General features: G+C 45.7%; 14 protein-coding genes. 4 read left to right on the top strand and 10 right to left on the bottom strand.

From position 1 onward, the window contains the following. The first annotated feature begins 110 nt into the window (after window positions 1–110). The 4 genes from E4N65_RS07130 (at window position 111) to E4N65_RS07145 (ending at window position 5368) form a co-directional block, all read left to right on the top strand. Window positions 111–1214: an MraY family glycosyltransferase gene (locus tag E4N65_RS07130; protein WP_081984435.1), complete on the top strand. Its 1104-nt coding sequence runs from the start codon at window positions 111–113 to the stop codon at window positions 1212–1214. A 56-nt stretch (window positions 1215–1270) separates the two neighbouring features. Continuing rightward, window positions 1271–2845, top strand: coding sequence for a glucose-6-phosphate isomerase (locus E4N65_RS07135; RefSeq protein WP_371921809.1), 1575 nt, complete (start codon window positions 1271–1273; stop codon window positions 2843–2845). A gap of 24 nt (window positions 2846–2869) precedes the next feature. Beyond that, the gene (yihA, locus tag E4N65_RS07140) at window positions 2870–3484 is read left to right on the top strand and encodes a ribosome biogenesis GTP-binding protein YihA/YsxC (RefSeq protein ID WP_253672479.1); all 615 of its coding nucleotides are present in this window, start codon (window positions 2870–2872) and stop codon (window positions 3482–3484) included. A 69-nt stretch (window positions 3485–3553) separates the two neighbouring features. After that, window positions 3554–5368: a putative ABC transporter permease subunit gene (locus E4N65_RS07145; RefSeq protein WP_253672481.1), complete on the top strand. Its 1815-nt coding sequence runs from the start codon at window positions 3554–3556 to the stop codon at window positions 5366–5368. Window positions 5369–5386: 18 nt separating this feature from the next. Here E4N65_RS07145 and E4N65_RS07150 read toward each other — a convergent pair whose 3' ends face one another. The 10 genes from E4N65_RS07150 to rpe form a co-directional block, all read right to left on the bottom strand. Beyond that, window positions 5387–5950: a hypothetical protein gene (locus E4N65_RS07150; RefSeq protein WP_235619685.1), complete on the bottom strand. Its 564-nt coding sequence runs from the start codon at window positions 5948–5950 to the stop codon at window positions 5387–5389. Window positions 5951–6050: 100 nt separating this feature from the next. Further along, window positions 6051–6767 carry a potassium channel family protein gene (locus tag E4N65_RS07155; RefSeq protein WP_253672483.1) on the bottom strand — a complete coding sequence of 239 codons (717 nt, stop codon included), beginning with the start codon at window positions 6765–6767 and terminating at the stop codon, window positions 6051–6053. Between the two features lie 44 nt (window positions 6768–6811). Beyond that, window positions 6812–7429, bottom strand: coding sequence for a DedA family protein (locus tag E4N65_RS07160; protein ID WP_044015937.1), 618 nt, complete (start codon window positions 7427–7429; stop codon window positions 6812–6814). A 12-nt stretch (window positions 7430–7441) separates the two neighbouring features. After that, window positions 7442–9460 (bottom strand): NAD(+) synthase, encoded by a 2019-nt coding sequence (locus E4N65_RS07165; protein WP_253672485.1) that lies wholly within the window; start codon window positions 9458–9460, stop codon window positions 7442–7444. Between the two features lie 48 nt (window positions 9461–9508). Beyond that, a complete protein-coding gene (locus tag E4N65_RS07170; RefSeq protein ID WP_253672487.1) occupies window positions 9509–10612 on the bottom strand; it encodes a hypothetical protein in 1104 nt (367 codons plus the stop codon). After that, window positions 10609–11733, bottom strand: coding sequence for a (E)-4-hydroxy-3-methylbut-2-enyl-diphosphate synthase (ispG, locus tag E4N65_RS07175; protein ID WP_253672489.1), 1125 nt, complete (start codon window positions 11731–11733; stop codon window positions 10609–10611). Before ispG ends, E4N65_RS07170 begins: the two co-directional genes overlap by 4 nt. Before the next feature lie 11 nt (window positions 11734–11744). Continuing rightward, the gene (locus E4N65_RS07180) at window positions 11745–12899 is read right to left on the bottom strand and encodes a tetratricopeptide repeat protein (RefSeq protein WP_253672491.1); all 1155 of its coding nucleotides are present in this window, start codon (window positions 12897–12899) and stop codon (window positions 11745–11747) included. Continuing rightward, window positions 12899–14110, bottom strand: a complete 1212-nt coding sequence (locus E4N65_RS07185) for a hypothetical protein (RefSeq protein ID WP_253672493.1) — start codon at window positions 14108–14110, stop codon at window positions 12899–12901. Before E4N65_RS07185 ends, E4N65_RS07180 begins: the two co-directional genes overlap by 1 nt. Continuing rightward, on the bottom strand, window positions 14110–15231 hold the full coding sequence (locus E4N65_RS07190) for a tetratricopeptide repeat protein (RefSeq protein WP_253672495.1): 1122 nt from the start codon (window positions 15229–15231) through the stop codon (window positions 14110–14112). The genes E4N65_RS07185 and E4N65_RS07190 overlap by 1 nt, the downstream gene beginning before the upstream one ends. Continuing rightward, on the bottom strand, window positions 15228–15857 hold the full coding sequence (gene rpe / locus E4N65_RS07195) for a ribulose-phosphate 3-epimerase (protein ID WP_253672497.1): 630 nt from the start codon (window positions 15855–15857) through the stop codon (window positions 15228–15230). The genes E4N65_RS07190 and rpe overlap by 4 nt, the downstream gene beginning before the upstream one ends. Window positions 15858–15932 lie beyond the last annotated feature (75 nt).

Genomic DNA, 15932 nt, shown 5'->3' on the forward strand with positions numbered 1-15932 from the left:
CGGCTTAATCGGCTATCATATTTGCTACAAAGTTTTGCGTATTCTGCGCGTTGCGGTTTCGCTGAACAAAGGTAAGAATAGTTAATAATGACGTTTCCATTGAGGTTTTAATGCAACTGACACATGTGCAGCTTATCATATTCACGATGCTGATCCCCTGCGCCATATCAGCCTTCTTTGTATACCTTGTAATTCTTTTTGCAAAACGGCACAACTTATACGATGACGTCGGCGGTAGAAAAATCCATTCGGGGAAAATTCCGCGGTTAGGCGGTGTCGGTTTCTTTTCTGCCTTTGTATTGAGCGTCTTTATCACCTACTTCACATTTCCGGGCAGTATCGTTATAAGCCACCAATTTACGGCTATTATCATCGGAGGCTGCTTAATTTTCTTTATGGGCCTTTGGGATGACCTAAAAAACTGGCGGGCTATCTATAAGCTTATTGTTCAATTAGTTGCAGCAGGTATCGTCGTTTACGCAGGCTTCCGTTTCACCCGTATCAGTTTTGGCCCTATCAGTCTTTTCATCCCCTTCGGTATTTTTGCGTATCCGATAACGATACTCTGGATTGCCGGTGTTACCAATGCCGTAAACTTGATGGACGGCATCGACGGACAAGTAGGCTGTTTGAGCGCTTCATTGCTGATCAGCTATATCGTTTTATTTTGTACGGATTTACCGCCTCATTTTTCTATGACCTATACCTGCATCATATTGACTGCTGCGATTATAGGTTTTTTATTTTTTAATCTTTCCCGCCCTAAAGCAAAGATATTTATGGGAGATGCGGGTTCTCAGTTTCTCGGCTTTGTACTTGCAATACTCCCGCTCGTACCCAGAAATGATGGATATGAAACTGCTGCTGCTCCTTTTGCGGCTATTTTTATGATGCTGCCTATTTTCGATATGATTGCCGCAATTTGGCGGCGTATACGGGATAAAAAACCGATACGGGAAGGGGACAGGATGCACCTTCATCATAAGCTGATGCTCATCGGCTATTCGCCACGAGGGGCATTGGTTACTGTAATGATTTTACAGATCATTATAGATATATTCGTAACGCTGGCGGTTATCTCACAAGGACTGATGGCACTAGCAACGCTTATCGGGCTTTCACTGGTGGGGATATTATTCTTCGCGCTCATTCATTTTGAAAAAGAAAAACACCTTACCAATGATAATCCGGCTGCTCCGAAGAATAACCGGTAAATTTCTTCCCTCACCGGCGTTTTATTTTATAGGAAACAGCTACAAAGGAGACGATTATGTGGAAAAACTTAGATGAATGTTCTCTGTTTCGAGATTTGCAGGAAGCACAAATACCGGATCTCACACAATGGATGAAAGAAGCCGGAGGAGCAAACCGTATAGAACGATACTCCATACCGATGGCTGTCGGTCTGCACTACAATTATGCTGCAAAGCAGGTTGACGAAAGCATCCTAACGAAACTCGGTATGCTCGCGAATGAACAGCAAGTAACATTAAAGTACCGAATGCTCCTTTCGGGCGAAGAAATCAACACCGGAGAACGCCGGAAAGTCCTGCATCATCTGACACGCGGACAGCTTGGCGACGATGTTATCTACAACGGCAAAAATATGCGTACCTTTTATTTGGAACAGCAGGAAAAAATCCGTAAGTTTTCCGAAGCTGTCCGAAACGGTTCTATCACCGCTCCGTCCGGTAAGCCCTTCACTGATGTTGTACAGATCGGTATCGGAGGTTCGGATCTCGGCCCGCGTGCGTTGTACCTTGCGTTAAAAGCATGGGGGGAGCGGCATAACAAGCTCAAGCTCCGTGCTCATTTTATATCGAATGTAGACCCTGACGATGCAGCGGCGGTACTTTCCGCGCTGGATTTATCAACAACGCTGTTTATCTTGGTTTCAAAGAGCGGCACCACGCTCGAAACGCTCACAAATGAACGCTTCGTCGGGCAATTTTTGCAAGCGGCGGGACTAAACCCTGCAAAGCAAATGGTTGCCGTAACAAGCGAAAGCAGTCCGCTTGCCAACAATCCGTCCTACCTTGCATCTTTCTATATGGATGACTTTATCGGCGGACGGTACTCTTCTACCTCTGCGTGCGGAGGCGCGGTGCTTTCGCTCGCATTCGGAGCGGATACCTTTGACGCCCTTCTCGCCGGAGCCGCCGCTGCGGACAAGCAAGCCCTCGAACCGAACCATACTAACAATGCCGCGCTTATGGATGCGCTGATCGGTGTCTATGAACGGAATATCCTCGGCTACGGCAGCACCGCCATCCTGCCCTACAGCCAAGCGCTTTCCCGCTTTCCGGCTCATCTGCAGCAGCTCGATATGGAATCCAACGGAAAGTCGGTGAACCGCTTCGGCGAACCGGTTCACTATAAAACGGGGCAGGTTATCTTTGGGGAGCCCGGAACAAACGGACAGCATTCATTCTATCAGCTGCTGCATCAAGGCGCCGATATTGTGCCGCTCCAGTTTATCGGCTTTGAAGAAAGTCAATACGGCAAAGACATTACCGTGGAAGGCTCTACCAGTCAGCAAAAACTGCTTGCCAATGTTATCGCGCAGATTACAGCCTTTGCACTCGGTAAACAGGATGAAAATGCGAATAAGAGCTTTGCCGGAGGGCGGCCTTCAAGCCTTATCTACGGAAAGGCGCTTACACCGGAAGCGCTCGGCGCGCTGCTTGCACACTACGAAAACAAGGTAATGTTCCAAGGCTTTATCTGGAATGTCAACAGCTTCGATCAAGAAGGTGTTCAGCTCGGTAAGGTGCTTGCTAAAAAAGTCTTATCGCACGATATGCCGCCCGAACTCGCCGCCTACGCCCGCCTCTTTGGACTATAGGCTGAGGGAATTAGCACAACCGGTATGCTCAAGATCGTATCCGCCGAGTTCATCAAAGGGGCAATTAACAGCAAGCAGTTCCCGCAGATAGGTGTTCCCGAGTTTGCTTTTTTCGGACGCTCCAATGCGGGAAAGTCCTCGCTCATCAATATGCTTCTTAATCGGAAAAATCTCGTAAAAACAGGCTCAAAGCCGGGCATGACACGGGAAATCAATTTTTTTGCGGTAAATGCCCCTGCGGGCAAGCCGCCGAATGCGGAATCGTTTTGCATTGCCGACTTACCGGGCTACGGCTTTGCGCAAGTATCCCAAGCGGAACGGAAGCGGATTGACGCTATGCTGTATGATTACTGCACAACCCGCTCCACCCTTAAAACGGTATTTTTATTGATGGATATCCGGCGGGATCCTGCTGAAATAGAACTGCAAACCTTGCAGTTTTTCCGGGAGCACAACATACCCGCTGTCTTGACGGCAACCAAAGCCGATAAGCTCAGTAAAAACGAACAGGCAACGCAGCTCCTTGCCCTTGCGTCCTTTTTTGAATGCAGCAAGGATGAAATAATCGTAACCTCTTCTACAAAAAAAACGGGCAGAGAAAAGCTGTTACAGCATCTCTCCGCCTGTCTTTCTGTGTAATTACAGCTTAAGATGCTAAATTGCAGAAAAGTGATAACCGTATTATAATAGCCGCAAAGGTATATGTATATGCATCAAAAAAACAAAATCGGCATACAGTATATTGCAGTTTTTAAGTCCCTATTCCGCATATATGCGATGATGGTATTCGGTATTAGCCGGTGGCAAGATTTTATCCGGGAAAAAAAGAGCCGTATTCACGGCAGCAGCCGAAACAAACAAGAGCAAGCGGCACAAAATATTACGGAAGCTATCGCCGGAAACAGAAAAAGTTCCGACAATATTACCGAAAATGCAGACACCACCGTGTCTATCGTTAAAACCGGACTTTTTATCCTTTTTTTGATATACATCGGCGGCTGCTTTATCGCATTGTTCAGAATGATTGCAGTGAATCTCTACAAGAGCTTACAGCCCTTAGGGACGCAACACCTCCTCTTTGAAATCGAAATAACGGCGCTCTTTGTATTTCTCTTTATTTCCAATTTTTTACTGACGCTTTCTACTTACTTTATCGGTAACATCGAGCAAACGCTGCGCGCAATGCCTATTCCGCCCCGTATTTTTTTCGGTGCAAAATTTTTTGCACATTGTTTACCGGCTGCGATTATTTCGGTGAGTTTTTTTGGAGTTACTGCAGCAGTATACGGACACTATGAACACTCCCAGGCTCCATTCTATATCATGGCAGTAACCGGCGCCGTGTTTTTTCCGTTGCCGCTTATCGGACTATGCTATCTAATCAATATCGGTGTTATGAGGATAACGAAGATTTTTAAGCAACGCCGATTCGTAATGATGATCACCGGTTTACTCGGCATCGTAATAGCACTCGGAATCAATTATTTTGTACAATCAATCAATATGCTGCACGGGAGTTCAGACTTAGTAGAAGCTTTTACACGCTACCGGCCATTTATTGCTGCCGTTACGCGCTGTTTGTTACCCGTGCGTTTTTTTGCAGCGGCCCTTTCAGCAAACTCTCTTTCTACGGCAATCGGTTCTTTTTTGCCGTTTCTCGCAGTCTGCATTGCCGTGCCGGTAGTAATAATCGGGCTGCTTTCGGGGGTGTATGAAAAGACACTAGACGGGTTTGATGAACAGGCCTTAAAACGGCTCACAGCTTCCGAAACAGTAAAGGTTATCCGCCGCGGATTCACACAGCGCTCAGCCTTTAGTACGCTGCTATTACGGGAAATTCATATGATGAACCGCGAGCCGGCTTATCTTTTAAACGGCCCATTCACTATGATACTACTGCCACTCATCTACGGCATTATGTACCTTACCGGCTCGCTTACTTTGCCGCCGGAGGTAGAATTATTTATGCAAAGCACTACAGGACTTGTGATTGCAGGAGTATGTGGAGCCTTTCTCGGATCGGCAACCGGTACAGCAGCAACAGCCGTATCCCGTGATGCAAAAAATCTTTGGCTGATAAAAAGCCTTCCCCTTTCGATAAAGCACTATATGCAAGCTAAGCTCGCCCATGCAATGCTCTTTGCCGGTATCGGTTCACTCATTGGCGTTGGAGGCATGACCCTACTTTTTTCTCTTAAGCCTTCAGCCGCTATAGCAGCACTGCTAATTGCACTCTCGCTTGCCCTTTTCTGCAACCTTCTTGCACTGATGCTGGATACCGCCCATCCCAAACTCCACTGGGACACGCCCGTAGCGGCAGTCAAGCATAATCTCAACACTATCATTATGCTATTTTCCGACCTACTGCTGTTCAGCATCACTATAACGGCAGCATCGCTGATATCCATACCGCAGGACTACTATCTGCCGTGCTTTGCGGGTATTCCGCTGCTCGCAAGCGGTATTATTGCGCATTTCTTTTGGCCGTATGCGGAACGACAAATCAACAAAATTGAAATTTAGATTAAGAAACTATGAGGTTTATACCTTTTTTCCGTGATAATTATACCGAAAACCTGCACTGAAATTGATTATTTCCGGTATTCCCGGGATAACGGTAATAGAAACATCAAAATTATCATTTACCTTAATATTTGTCTCAATTTCGCCGGCATACCAATAAAAGAGGTGCTGCCAATCCTCACCTTTTGTTCCCCCTTTATAAGACTCTGAAGAAGGATCATAATTAGGTAATTTATACCAACTCCGCTTATATAAAAATGTCGGTCCTATGCCTACATTCATCGAGAACCGAGCGATTTTTAAAAAGCGTACCCTAAAACCAAGATGAGAAAAGCCCGCAAACTGCATCGCACAATCACCATAAAGACCCTGTACCACTTTTATGGAAATAATATCCCGCCACACAAAATATTCAAAATTTAACGTTACTCCAGGATTAAAGACAACGATACCCTTAGGATCAAGCTTCCATGGAAACAGCCGATAATTTGGGGCACCACTTGGATGGATACTTAAGCCGAATAGCTTTACCCCAAAACTAAAGTCATGGGCGAAAATAGGAAATGATGTTAAAAACATCATAACAACCGCAATAGAGAGCGTTTTCCTTAGTCTTTGCATAAGTGATTTATAATGCCATAAACCGAGCTGACCGTCAATATATCTTTTTTAGCCTCTATATTTAGAGATGAAAGCGCGGAAAAAGCATACGGAAAAGGCTTGCATGTTCTTTTTTATGTAAATCTTCCTTATGATGAGAAAAAACAAAAATATGCTCTTCCGAGCCTGCTAAGAGGAGAATATCATCTGCGGCAAAACGATAGTCCGGTTCAATAAATTCAAAACTTTCGCAGTCTTGCTTCCGTACCGCAACGACATTGAGACCAAGTTCTTTCCGCAGATTTGCTTCAAGAAGAGTCATACCGATATATTTTTCATTAATGCTTACCTCAGCCAATGCAAGATCCGCTGAAATCGGCATAAAATTTAACAATAGAGTCGATGCCAGCATCGGCATCACTCGCTTTGCCGCTTCCCGGTCGGGAAAAATCACTTTAGTTGCCCCAACCATGGACAACAGATTCTCATGCTGGTCGGTTTCAGCCTTTACAACAATCTCTTTAATACCAAGCTGCTTTAAATATTTGGTTACCATCAGCGAAAGTTCAATCCTTCCGCCCAGATCAACAATAGCAGTACCGATTCTTTGGGGGATATTTTTCCGGAGACTCTCTTCATCGGTAATATTCACGACAGAGCCTTTAACGGCCTTGCCTTCATACTTTTTAATAAGATTAGGATCTTTATCTATAATGATAACTTCATCGGTAAAATGGAGCAGTTCTTCCAACATACGGACACCGAACGCACCTAAACCAATAATTGCGAATTTATTCATACAGTCTCCTCTTTACCGATATATATCTATTTTCTATAAGTACATCATTCGGCATTGTATTTCTTTTGTGAAGATTTAAAGATTTTCTCTGATCGCATAACATAAATACTGAAGCCGATAAAAAGAAGTAAAAGGACAATTCCGATGATCTTCATAAAATGACTGCCCCTTTGTCCAAGAAAGTAGACGAGCCAGAATAAAGCCGAAATATTGCAAACTGCTGCAATAGCGTCAAAAAAAGCGAACTTATAAAACGGAAAATTGACAAAGCCGGATGTCATTGAAATAATATTACGTATACCGAAAGGAATAAAACGCCCGAATAAAAAAGTTAGAAAGCCGTGCCGTTCAAGTGCACTGGAAATACGCCTTATATTATTTTCACTTATCAATTTTGAAAAAAATTTCTCCGAAATTCTGCCGCGCCCTAAAAGCCATCCCCAAAAATACACAAGATAATCGCTGATCACTGCACCGAAATAAAGAGCAGCATAGAAGGCAGGAATAGAGGCCTTCTCTTGTTTGCAGAGCAAAGCAGCAGTAATAACAATGATATCTTCCGAAATCGGAAGATTGAATCCTCCGAGAAACAAGCTGATAAAAATAACCAACGGAAAATAAGAAATATACTGTCCTATCCACGCGGCAATTGTTTGAAACATTAGAAAGATATATCACACTTCCGACAACTTTTCAAGTTCGGCAAGCCATACGGCGGCATTCATGTCGCTCGGCATTTGCCATGCTCCCCGCGGAGAGAAACTGCCGAACCCTACCTGTACACCGTCGGGAGCACAGGAACGTTTAAACTGCTGAGAAAAAAGGCGTCGGTAAAAAATACGCATACAGCCGAGTATCTGCTGACGGTTATACCGCTGCTCCGTAGAAAAACAATGCTCTGCAAGTAAAAGGATTTTTGCAGGGCTAAAATCCGTGTGCAGCAAATAATATAAAAAGAAGTCGTGCAGCTCATAGGGGCCGAGTATATCCTCGGTTTTTTGCGTGATGACTTGTTTTTGTGCAGGCAGCAGTTCGGGACTGATCGGCGTATCGAGAATATCCTGCACAATAACGCCGAATTCGGTATGCTTATCGGCATCCGGTAAAAATACCGACGGATATGCCGCAACATAGCCGATGCAATGGCGTAACATGGTTTTTGGGAGCCCGGCATTAACATTATACATCGACATATGATCGCCGTTATACGTTTCCCATCCGAGCGCGGATTCGGAAAGATCCCCAGTCCCGACAAGCAGCGCCCCGAGCTGGTTTGCTTTATCCATCAGAATTTGAGTTCGTTCCCGTGCCTGCGCGTTTTCGTAAACCGTATTACAGAGATCTGCGGGGTGTTCGATATCCGCAAAATGTTGCAGCATCGCCTTTTCTATAGGAATGGAAAGAACGGTACAGCCGAGTAATTCTGCAAGTTTAAGCGCATTGGATTTGGTTCTGTCCGTTGTTCCGAAGCCGGGCATGGTAATTGCCGTAACCGAATCGGCTTTCTGACGGAGCATTCGCGAAGCGAGTATCGCAATAAAGAGCGCCAATGTGGAATCCAGACCCCCGGAAATCCCAAGTACTGTCTTTTTACAACCGGTGTGGTACAACCGCTTTGCAAGTCCGCGCGCTTGAAGCTCCGTTACCTGTGAGAAAAAACTTTCCCATGCTTGCTCGTTATTTTGCACCGCAAGCGGAATAAACGGATTGGGGTTACGCGGACGAACAAGTAGAACCCCTCGGGAAGGTATGGCAGGAATGACAATACGGCGGCAAACCGATAAACTGCGGCCGAGACTGGAGGGCGCTTCGCAATCCATATCTGCAAGGGTAATAGCGGCGTCATCTTCATAGCCGGAAAAATTGAAATCGCCTGTTTTATTAAAAGAAGACAGTTCAAACCCGTTTGCCGCCGCAAGCAGCTCGCCGTTTTCGTAAATGCCGCGCTCGCCCGCACAGACAGTGTCGGTTGAAGACTCTCCCCAACCAGCGTTGACAAACAGAACCGTATTTCTTTCTTGCTTTGACCGGGCTGCAGCGCTACGGCAAAGTTCTGTAAAAGACCCGGTGAACGAAGCCTGTGCGAGCGGTTCAATGTATAACGCCGATCCGGTTACCGGTAGGACGTTGCCCGCATCCGGAGAAGCATTTTTAGTTCCGGCTTGACTTTGATTCAGTACATTTTTTGGGCTGCCGATTACAAACGAAAACCGGCTTTTTTCTACTTCAAACAGCAAATCGGAACCGAACGGAATAGCCGTATTTTGCAAACCGGTAAGAATTGCCGAAGATTCTCTTCCGTCATACATGGAAAAAACGCGGGAGTGAGCGGTTCCATCCAGCGGTACAATGCCGTAAATAGTTCCTCTACTGAAGACGGCAACAGCACTGTAGATATTACCCGAAAAAAAGAACGGAAAACCAACCACACCGATAATCGGCTCCATGGAAGTTTGCCGGACGATATACGCAAGCCGATCTTCTGCTGCATTTAGTAATGACCGGTGTTCGAAAAAAGTACCGCAGCTGGCGGATGTTAGAGCCAATGCGGGGAATACAGCAATATCGGCTCCCATTTCGGCGCTTTTCCGCAATGCACCGATAATCCGTTCAGCATTACCGGTGCAATCGCCAACTGCACAAGAAGGAACTATCGCAGCAACCCGATAAAATCCGTAGTCGTGTATATTCATCTTCCATCTCCCCGGTCTTACCGCTGCCGATGCAGCAGTGCTTTTCGTTTAAAAAGTTTGAGAAAGCCTGTAAGTTGCTTCCTTTGCATACGTAAAAGAAGGACAGCTCTCCGACAATTTGTGATAGAGATCATTTGCTTGTACGACAAATCCCTGCCGGTACAACAAATCTGCGAACTGCAAAAAGACATTCCAAATTTGCTTGGTTTCCGTCCATTGTAAGATTTCATTATTTGTACCGATTCTCTGCAATAGATCGGAAAAGTTACTGTACGTATACATAAAATCAGCTTTTTTCAAGGTATTGCTTAAATACGTAACGGCAATATCGGCGCCGAGCAGCGCAGTTCTAAATGCTCGATCGTATTCTTCGGCACGAAGATAAATATCGGTCAGTTCAATATAAGCACGAAGCGCTATATCATTATGATGCCGATATAATGAAAAAAACTTTTCAACCGTCTGTTCATTTTTAATCGTATGGATCATCGCCCTCAATGTCGGACTTTCTACATTGGTAGTTCCATACACCGGATCTTCCGTTAAAATAAGGAGAAGGTATTTTTCCTGATCGTCATACTGCTTTAATAAACCGGAAATTTGTGCAAGCGAATAAATAATTTCAAACCGCATATCGGGGATGTATAAAAATTCTCTCGCTTCCCATGCAGATTGATAAAATCTGCGGGACTGAGTAAGCTCTCCTTCAAGCTCATAAACCTTCCCAATAAGATAGTCACATTCGGGATAGACATCGCTCTTTTTTAACCATGTAAGTACTGCAGAAATCGACTTATCAAAATAAGCAGGAGGATGGATAAGAAAAATTCTATCAAGAATTGCACAGGCTTCATAATCCTGCCGCTTTTCCAACACGCGGTATACATCCGAGATAAGATCACCGGCAGCCCGTACCTGATGCGGTTTAAGTGCGGCAAAAAGATAATCATATTGAGCGGTTACCTGTGTTTTATGCATTTCCCGCGCTTGTCTGAACAAAAGGAGAGCCTTGCCGAATTCCCGTCCTTCATACGCAACCTTTCCTTGCTCAAGCAGATGCCAAGGGTACTCCAACGAGTCGGTCGATACTTTTTGTGCATACAGACACACACTGATAAGGATTGTAAAACATGCTATTACTAACTTTTTCATAAACTCCTCAGCTCCTTTTCAAAGGCTGCATCGACAACCGTATTTTTTTCCATTTCCGTCAAGCCTTGTATATCGATACGCTGAACGATAACGCCCCGCTTAAACAACAGGATAACGTTTTCCGCACCGGTAATCCCGATATCGGCAAATTTTCCCTCGCCCGGCCCGTTGACAACACATCCCATCACCGCAACAGTCAAGTCTTTCTTCTCAGCAAAAAGCCGGTGCTGCCAACGTGCAACGAACCCGTGAACATCGAAACCGTTACGGCCGCAGCGCGGACACGACACCAACCTGATACCGCCTTTCCGTTTACCGCATTCCGTCAAAATTTCCCGCGCTGCAATAACCTCATTTTCCATAGTATCGGAAAGGCTTACCCGCACGGTAGCGCCGATATTCCGTTCAAGCAGCTTTGAAAATGCGAGCGTACTTTTGACAATGCCCGAAACCAAAGGCCCCGCCTCCGTAACACCTAAATGGAGCGGCGCAGCGGACTCGACAGCAAACAGTTCATTGGCAATAACCGTTTCGTTTACGGATGAGGCTTTCATCGACACAAGGTACTGCGTAAAGCCGTGTTTATCGAAAAGCGCCGCTTCCCGCTGCGCCCCGGCAACCAATGCGGCTGCCCTCGCCTCCTCTGCATTGCGTCCTTCGCGGATTTCCTGCTCCATACGGTTCCGTATATCGGCGGGGAGAGAGCCGCTGTTGACACCGATGCGGAGTACGGTACCGGTATCCTGTGCTTTTTTAATGACCGCGCTTACCCGATCTTCCGTTCCGATATTTCCCGGATTGATACGTATTTTTGCAGCACAGCCGTCCATACAGCGCAACGCAAGTCGATAGTCAAAGTGAATATCGGCAACAAGCGGCATCGGCGTCATTCCGGTAAGCTTGACAAACGCTTCGGCACTTTCGGAATCCGGTACGGCAAACCGGAGAATATCACAACCGAGCTGCTCCAATTCGGCAATTTTCCGTGCCGTCTCCTGCAAGGTATCTCCGCTCAGCGGCTGTTTCCACATAGTCTGGATAGCAATAGGACTATCTCCGCCGAGCTCAATACTCCGAACGCTGCCCTTGCCGCCTATCCGTACTTTTTCCGCCGTATACATATTTTCTCCAATCAGCGTTTGTTTTCCGGTACTTGGCTTTGATGAATACCGGCAGCTTTTAAAAAAAGGATACCGCCCCGCTGCTGAATTTTCCCTAATACTTCTATCGGGCGCTCAGAATCTATCCTGACCGAAAAATTACAAAAGATAGGGACAACACCTTCCAGCTGAATGCGCTCGCTATACCCTACCAAAAGATCGAAACTCGTATTGTCCCCATCGGATTGCACATTTGTTGCACGCCCCGACCAGATTGTCCAACAATCAAGATAGAGCGGAATATCAGCCCGAACATCACTGTAAGCAGGAATATCCCGAACGGTATCGAAACCCGGTGTTGCAAAATAGTCCATCAACAATCGAGCTTTTTGTTTAATCGAATGAGCGGCATTTGAAGACAAAATCCGGTTAACTTCAATTTGAGCAAGGTTATCCCGTGAATCCTGAAAATATTTCTGTGCATTCCGATATGCCGCAAGTACCTCTTTTTCAGAAAGCGTATACCGATACGTTCCGCCCGTATCAATCGGACGCGCTTTTTCATCCGACAGCAATGTGAACGCCGAAAGGTCGGCTCTATTATTATTCCGAGTCCGTATTGACAGCGGATATTTTATCAATATCGTTACTGCAATCGCCGCAATAAACACTGCAGCTGCAACGCAGGCAAACAAGATTATTCTTTTTTTGATATAGGCCTGCACACCGGGGCGGGGATAAAACTTCTTTATTTCGCCCGATTGAACGGCGTCTCCTATTGCCTCCGGCGTATTATGAGTTCGAATAAACTCCAACCCGCTGCGTGCCAATTCATGGTTAGGATTATACTCAATGGCTTCCAAATAATAGTCGATCGCACGAGCAGTATCACCGCGCCGTAAAAACAGCACGGCCTGCGCACACAGCAAATCGGGATCAGTCATTTTAATACGCCGCGCACAGGTCAAATAATCAACGGCACCGCCGATATCCCCGGCATGTAAACAAGCAAGCCCTAAATACAAATAAAAAGGAAACGATTTGTTAAATGAAGCATTATACACGACATCTTTGGTATCACCCGACACAACGTATTGCGTAACGTGCGGTTCCAATAAGTTAATGACCTGTTGATAATTCCCCTTCGCAAATTGTTTTTTTGCTTGTTCAAGAATCGATGACGGCATTATTGTTCCTGCATAGCCTCTATTGCGTTATCTACTTCTATACGTAATTTTGCAATCTCTTCCATGGATAATGAGTCGGATGATTTTTCAAGCTCCGCAATTTTATCCAACAGCTCCTGCACATACCGGTAATCTTTTTTAGGTTCTTCCGGTTTTACCGGTGTATTCCGTTCGGCGGCTTGAACGGCAGCAGACTGCTCTGCAGATGCCGAAGAAACAGAACTATCCGCCGGCTGTGTGTTAGGAGCAGCCGGTTGAGTTATGGGAGCAGCCCGGTAAACGGTAGTAATGGTAGGCTTGCTAATAACCGGTGCTGCAACGGGCACAACCGTCTCTCCCGCTACCTGTTGAGTATACGCCGAATATGCCGTTACGCTATCAGCTGTACTCCGGTAATCGTAAAAACCGATGCAATTTGTAACACTGAACGTCTCTTTATAAAGAATCTTCTTTTCAGACCATACGTATAAAAGCCCGGGATCGGAAAATGCATACTTACGGAAGGATCTACCGTTTACATAAGAAGGCAGCCACTTCTTTGTTACCAGCCGCTCCCAATTCGCAATATATACGGATGTAGGTACTGTCGCATATTCATTTCGTAAGAAGAAGAGGCAGGCATATCCTCTATCCGCAGAAAAGATCACAGAATCTTTTTCCAATACAGGCTGCAGCATCAGTTCCGCTCCGATTTCGCTGCGTAAGTCCGTATACAGCGGAACAAGATTCTTTTCACCCAACGACGTGTCAAATAACGCCTTTAAACCGATATCAGCAATATCTCCCGAAATGTTTTGAATTTCGGTTACGACCTTTAAGAGCTTCCCCGTTGACCGCTGTTTTGAAGGTACAAATGAAAACGTCTGCGTCGCCAAAAAGTCCATACTGATCTGGAACATAACCGTTATCTCATTTTTTGACTGGCTAATAATAATTTTCTTCCCGCTTTTATTATTGAGATGGTGTATCTCTCCATTAAAGAGCACTGAATAAAGATTCACGGAAGATTGAGAGCGGTCATCATACAGCGGCTCATACGAGCGTGCATCTTCGGCCTTCGAATGATATAAACAGAAATTACCAGTATTAGGGTAAATAACCAGCTTGAGCGGATCACTGACCATTTCGACTGTATTTTCCGCTGCAAATAATCCGCTCAGCAACCATACCGAGAGGCACAATAGAATCATCTTTTTATTGAGTATCTGCATTATTTTGCTCCTTTTGTACGCTGTTCATAAAGTTTTTCCAAGGTCTTGGTACGAGCCATCAGCTCTGCCAATTCCTGACGACGTCTTTCAAGTTTCTGCCGTTCTGCTTCTTTTTGTTCTTTTTGTTGCTGCTGTTCCCGTATACGCTGATTTTCTTGTTCTTCAACAATCAGAGAAAGCGTTGCGGAAATTTCATTGATTTTTTTCTCCAATGCCGCTAAGCGGCCGGTAAAGTATTCGGTCTGCTTTTCTTCTTCCATTAACGGAGCAGCCTCCACAACTGGTGCAGCTTCCGTACGCTCGGCTGATGCAACCGCTGTCTCGGTTGTATCGGGTTTGCCGGCATCCGTGGTTGTATCGGGAGTATCTCCAGCAACCGTTATAACAGATTCATCCGTAATCAGTGCATCTGCGGTATTGCTGTCCGAGCTGGCTGACGCAACAGTGGCACTTGATTCATCGAATTTCGGGGCGGCTTTATCGGATTTCGGCTCCGGTTCGGTAGATTCGGGTGTTTTTTCGGTCTCTGCCGATGCGGAATGGGTTTCGCTCGCCATCCGCAAAAGTTCCTCCCGAACCGCCTGTTGATCGATAAGTACGATTTTATATCGTGCCTCGTTTACTTTTCCCGACTGCGGATAATTTACTACAACGTCGTTAAAAATTTTGCGGGCTTCGGCGTGATTCCCCGCTGCGTAAAAATTTTCCCCTATCCAATAATGAGCGGACGGAATCTTAGGATGGTCGGGATACTTTTCAATAAATTCATAGAAGTTCTCCGATGATGCATCATAGCAGCCCGACAGATGTAAAAGCCGTCCTTTTTGATAGCTCACCTCGGCGGCACGTTCATCCTCAGGGGCTGCTTCCAAAAACGCATCGGCATACTCCAATGCACGCTCATAGTTTTGTGCAGAAGTTTCGGACATTACGAGCCAATAGAGCGCCTCAGTACGGTCGTTCGGTTCTGCCGTAGTAATCACCCGTTCTAATGATTCCACAGCAGCAGTCCAATCACCGCGGCTATACGCATCAAGACCGGCCATTAAGTCATCGTTGCCTGCAAAAAGGCTGCACATACCAAAACACACAAGATAAACCAATACTAATTTTTTTTTCATTTCTCTATCTCTCCGGAAAAAAAAGATGATCCCGAAACGACAACATCGGCACCTGCATTACATACAGCAGGAAGCGTTTCCGCATTGACGCCGCCGTCAACCGAAATCAAATAGCGATAACCGTATTTTTTACGGTACTCACACAGTTTCTCAATTTTACCGAGACAGTGGGGGATCATCGTTTGTCCGCCAAAGCCCGGATTAACCGTCATCACCAACACAAGATCGACAAAGGGTAACACCTCATCCAAAAGATGTACAGGGGTTGACGGTACGATACTCACGCCGGGCTTCATACCCGCCGCGCGGATTTCCGTAATAAGCCGATGGGCATGAATTGCCGCTTCAATATGAAACGTAAAATAATCGGCACCAGCCGCCGCAAAATCTTTTACAAAATCTTGAGGACGGGCAACCATCAAATGCACGTCAAAAGGAAGAGTGCTCTTACGCCGCAAGCTGCGTACAACCGGAGCGCCGAATGTTAAATTCGGTACAAAGGCTCCGTCCATCACATCAAGATGCACCCATTGCCCTCCGTTTGCTTCAATAAACTGTAATTCTTCAGCAAGCCGTGAAAAGTCTGCACTCAATAAAGACGGCGCTAATATAAACGATGCCCCCATCGTCTTAAATCCTCCTCGTTCCGCAAGAAAACCCAATATCTCGATTACAATATCGGATTTTTTTTCAAAAGTTTG

This window comes from Treponema sp. OMZ 855 (assembly GCF_024181145.1).
In the GTDB taxonomy this organism is placed as follows: Bacteria; Spirochaetota; Spirochaetia; order Treponematales; family Treponemataceae; genus Treponema.

Excerpts from the sequence above, each read along its gene's own strand:
- E4N65_RS07130 (WP_081984435.1), top strand. The coding sequence starts at position 111 with ATGCAACTGACACATGTGCAGCTTATCATATTCACGATGCTGATCCCC.
- E4N65_RS07135 (WP_371921809.1), top strand. The coding sequence starts at position 1,271 with ATGTGGAAAAACTTAGATGAATGTTCTCTGTTTCGAGATTTGCAGGAA.
- yihA (WP_253672479.1), top strand. The coding sequence starts at position 2,870 with ATGCTCAAGATCGTATCCGCCGAGTTCATCAAAGGGGCAATTAACAGC.
- E4N65_RS07145 (WP_253672481.1), top strand. The coding sequence starts at position 3,554 with ATGCATCAAAAAAACAAAATCGGCATACAGTATATTGCAGTTTTTAAG.
- E4N65_RS07150 (WP_235619685.1), bottom strand. The coding sequence starts at position 5,950 with ATGATGTTTTTAACATCATTTCCTATTTTCGCCCATGACTTTAGTTTT.
- E4N65_RS07155 (WP_253672483.1), bottom strand. The coding sequence starts at position 6,767 with ATGAATAAATTCGCAATTATTGGTTTAGGTGCGTTCGGTGTCCGTATG.
- E4N65_RS07160 (WP_044015937.1), bottom strand. The coding sequence starts at position 7,429 with ATGTTTCAAACAATTGCCGCGTGGATAGGACAGTATATTTCTTATTTT.
- E4N65_RS07165 (WP_253672485.1), bottom strand. The coding sequence starts at position 9,460 with ATGAATATACACGACTACGGATTTTATCGGGTTGCTGCGATAGTTCCT.
- E4N65_RS07170 (WP_253672487.1), bottom strand. The coding sequence starts at position 10,612 with ATGAAAAAGTTAGTAATAGCATGTTTTACAATCCTTATCAGTGTGTGT.
- ispG (WP_253672489.1), bottom strand. The coding sequence starts at position 11,733 with ATGTATACGGCGGAAAAAGTACGGATAGGCGGCAAGGGCAGCGTTCGG.
- E4N65_RS07180 (WP_253672491.1), bottom strand. The coding sequence starts at position 12,899 with ATGCCGTCATCGATTCTTGAACAAGCAAAAAAACAATTTGCGAAGGGG.
- E4N65_RS07185 (WP_253672493.1), bottom strand. The coding sequence starts at position 14,110 with ATGCAGATACTCAATAAAAAGATGATTCTATTGTGCCTCTCGGTATGG.
- E4N65_RS07190 (WP_253672495.1), bottom strand. The coding sequence starts at position 15,231 with ATGAAAAAAAAATTAGTATTGGTTTATCTTGTGTGTTTTGGTATGTGC.
- rpe (WP_253672497.1), bottom strand. The coding sequence starts at position 15,857 with ATGGGGGCATCGTTTATATTAGCGCCGTCTTTATTGAGTGCAGACTTT.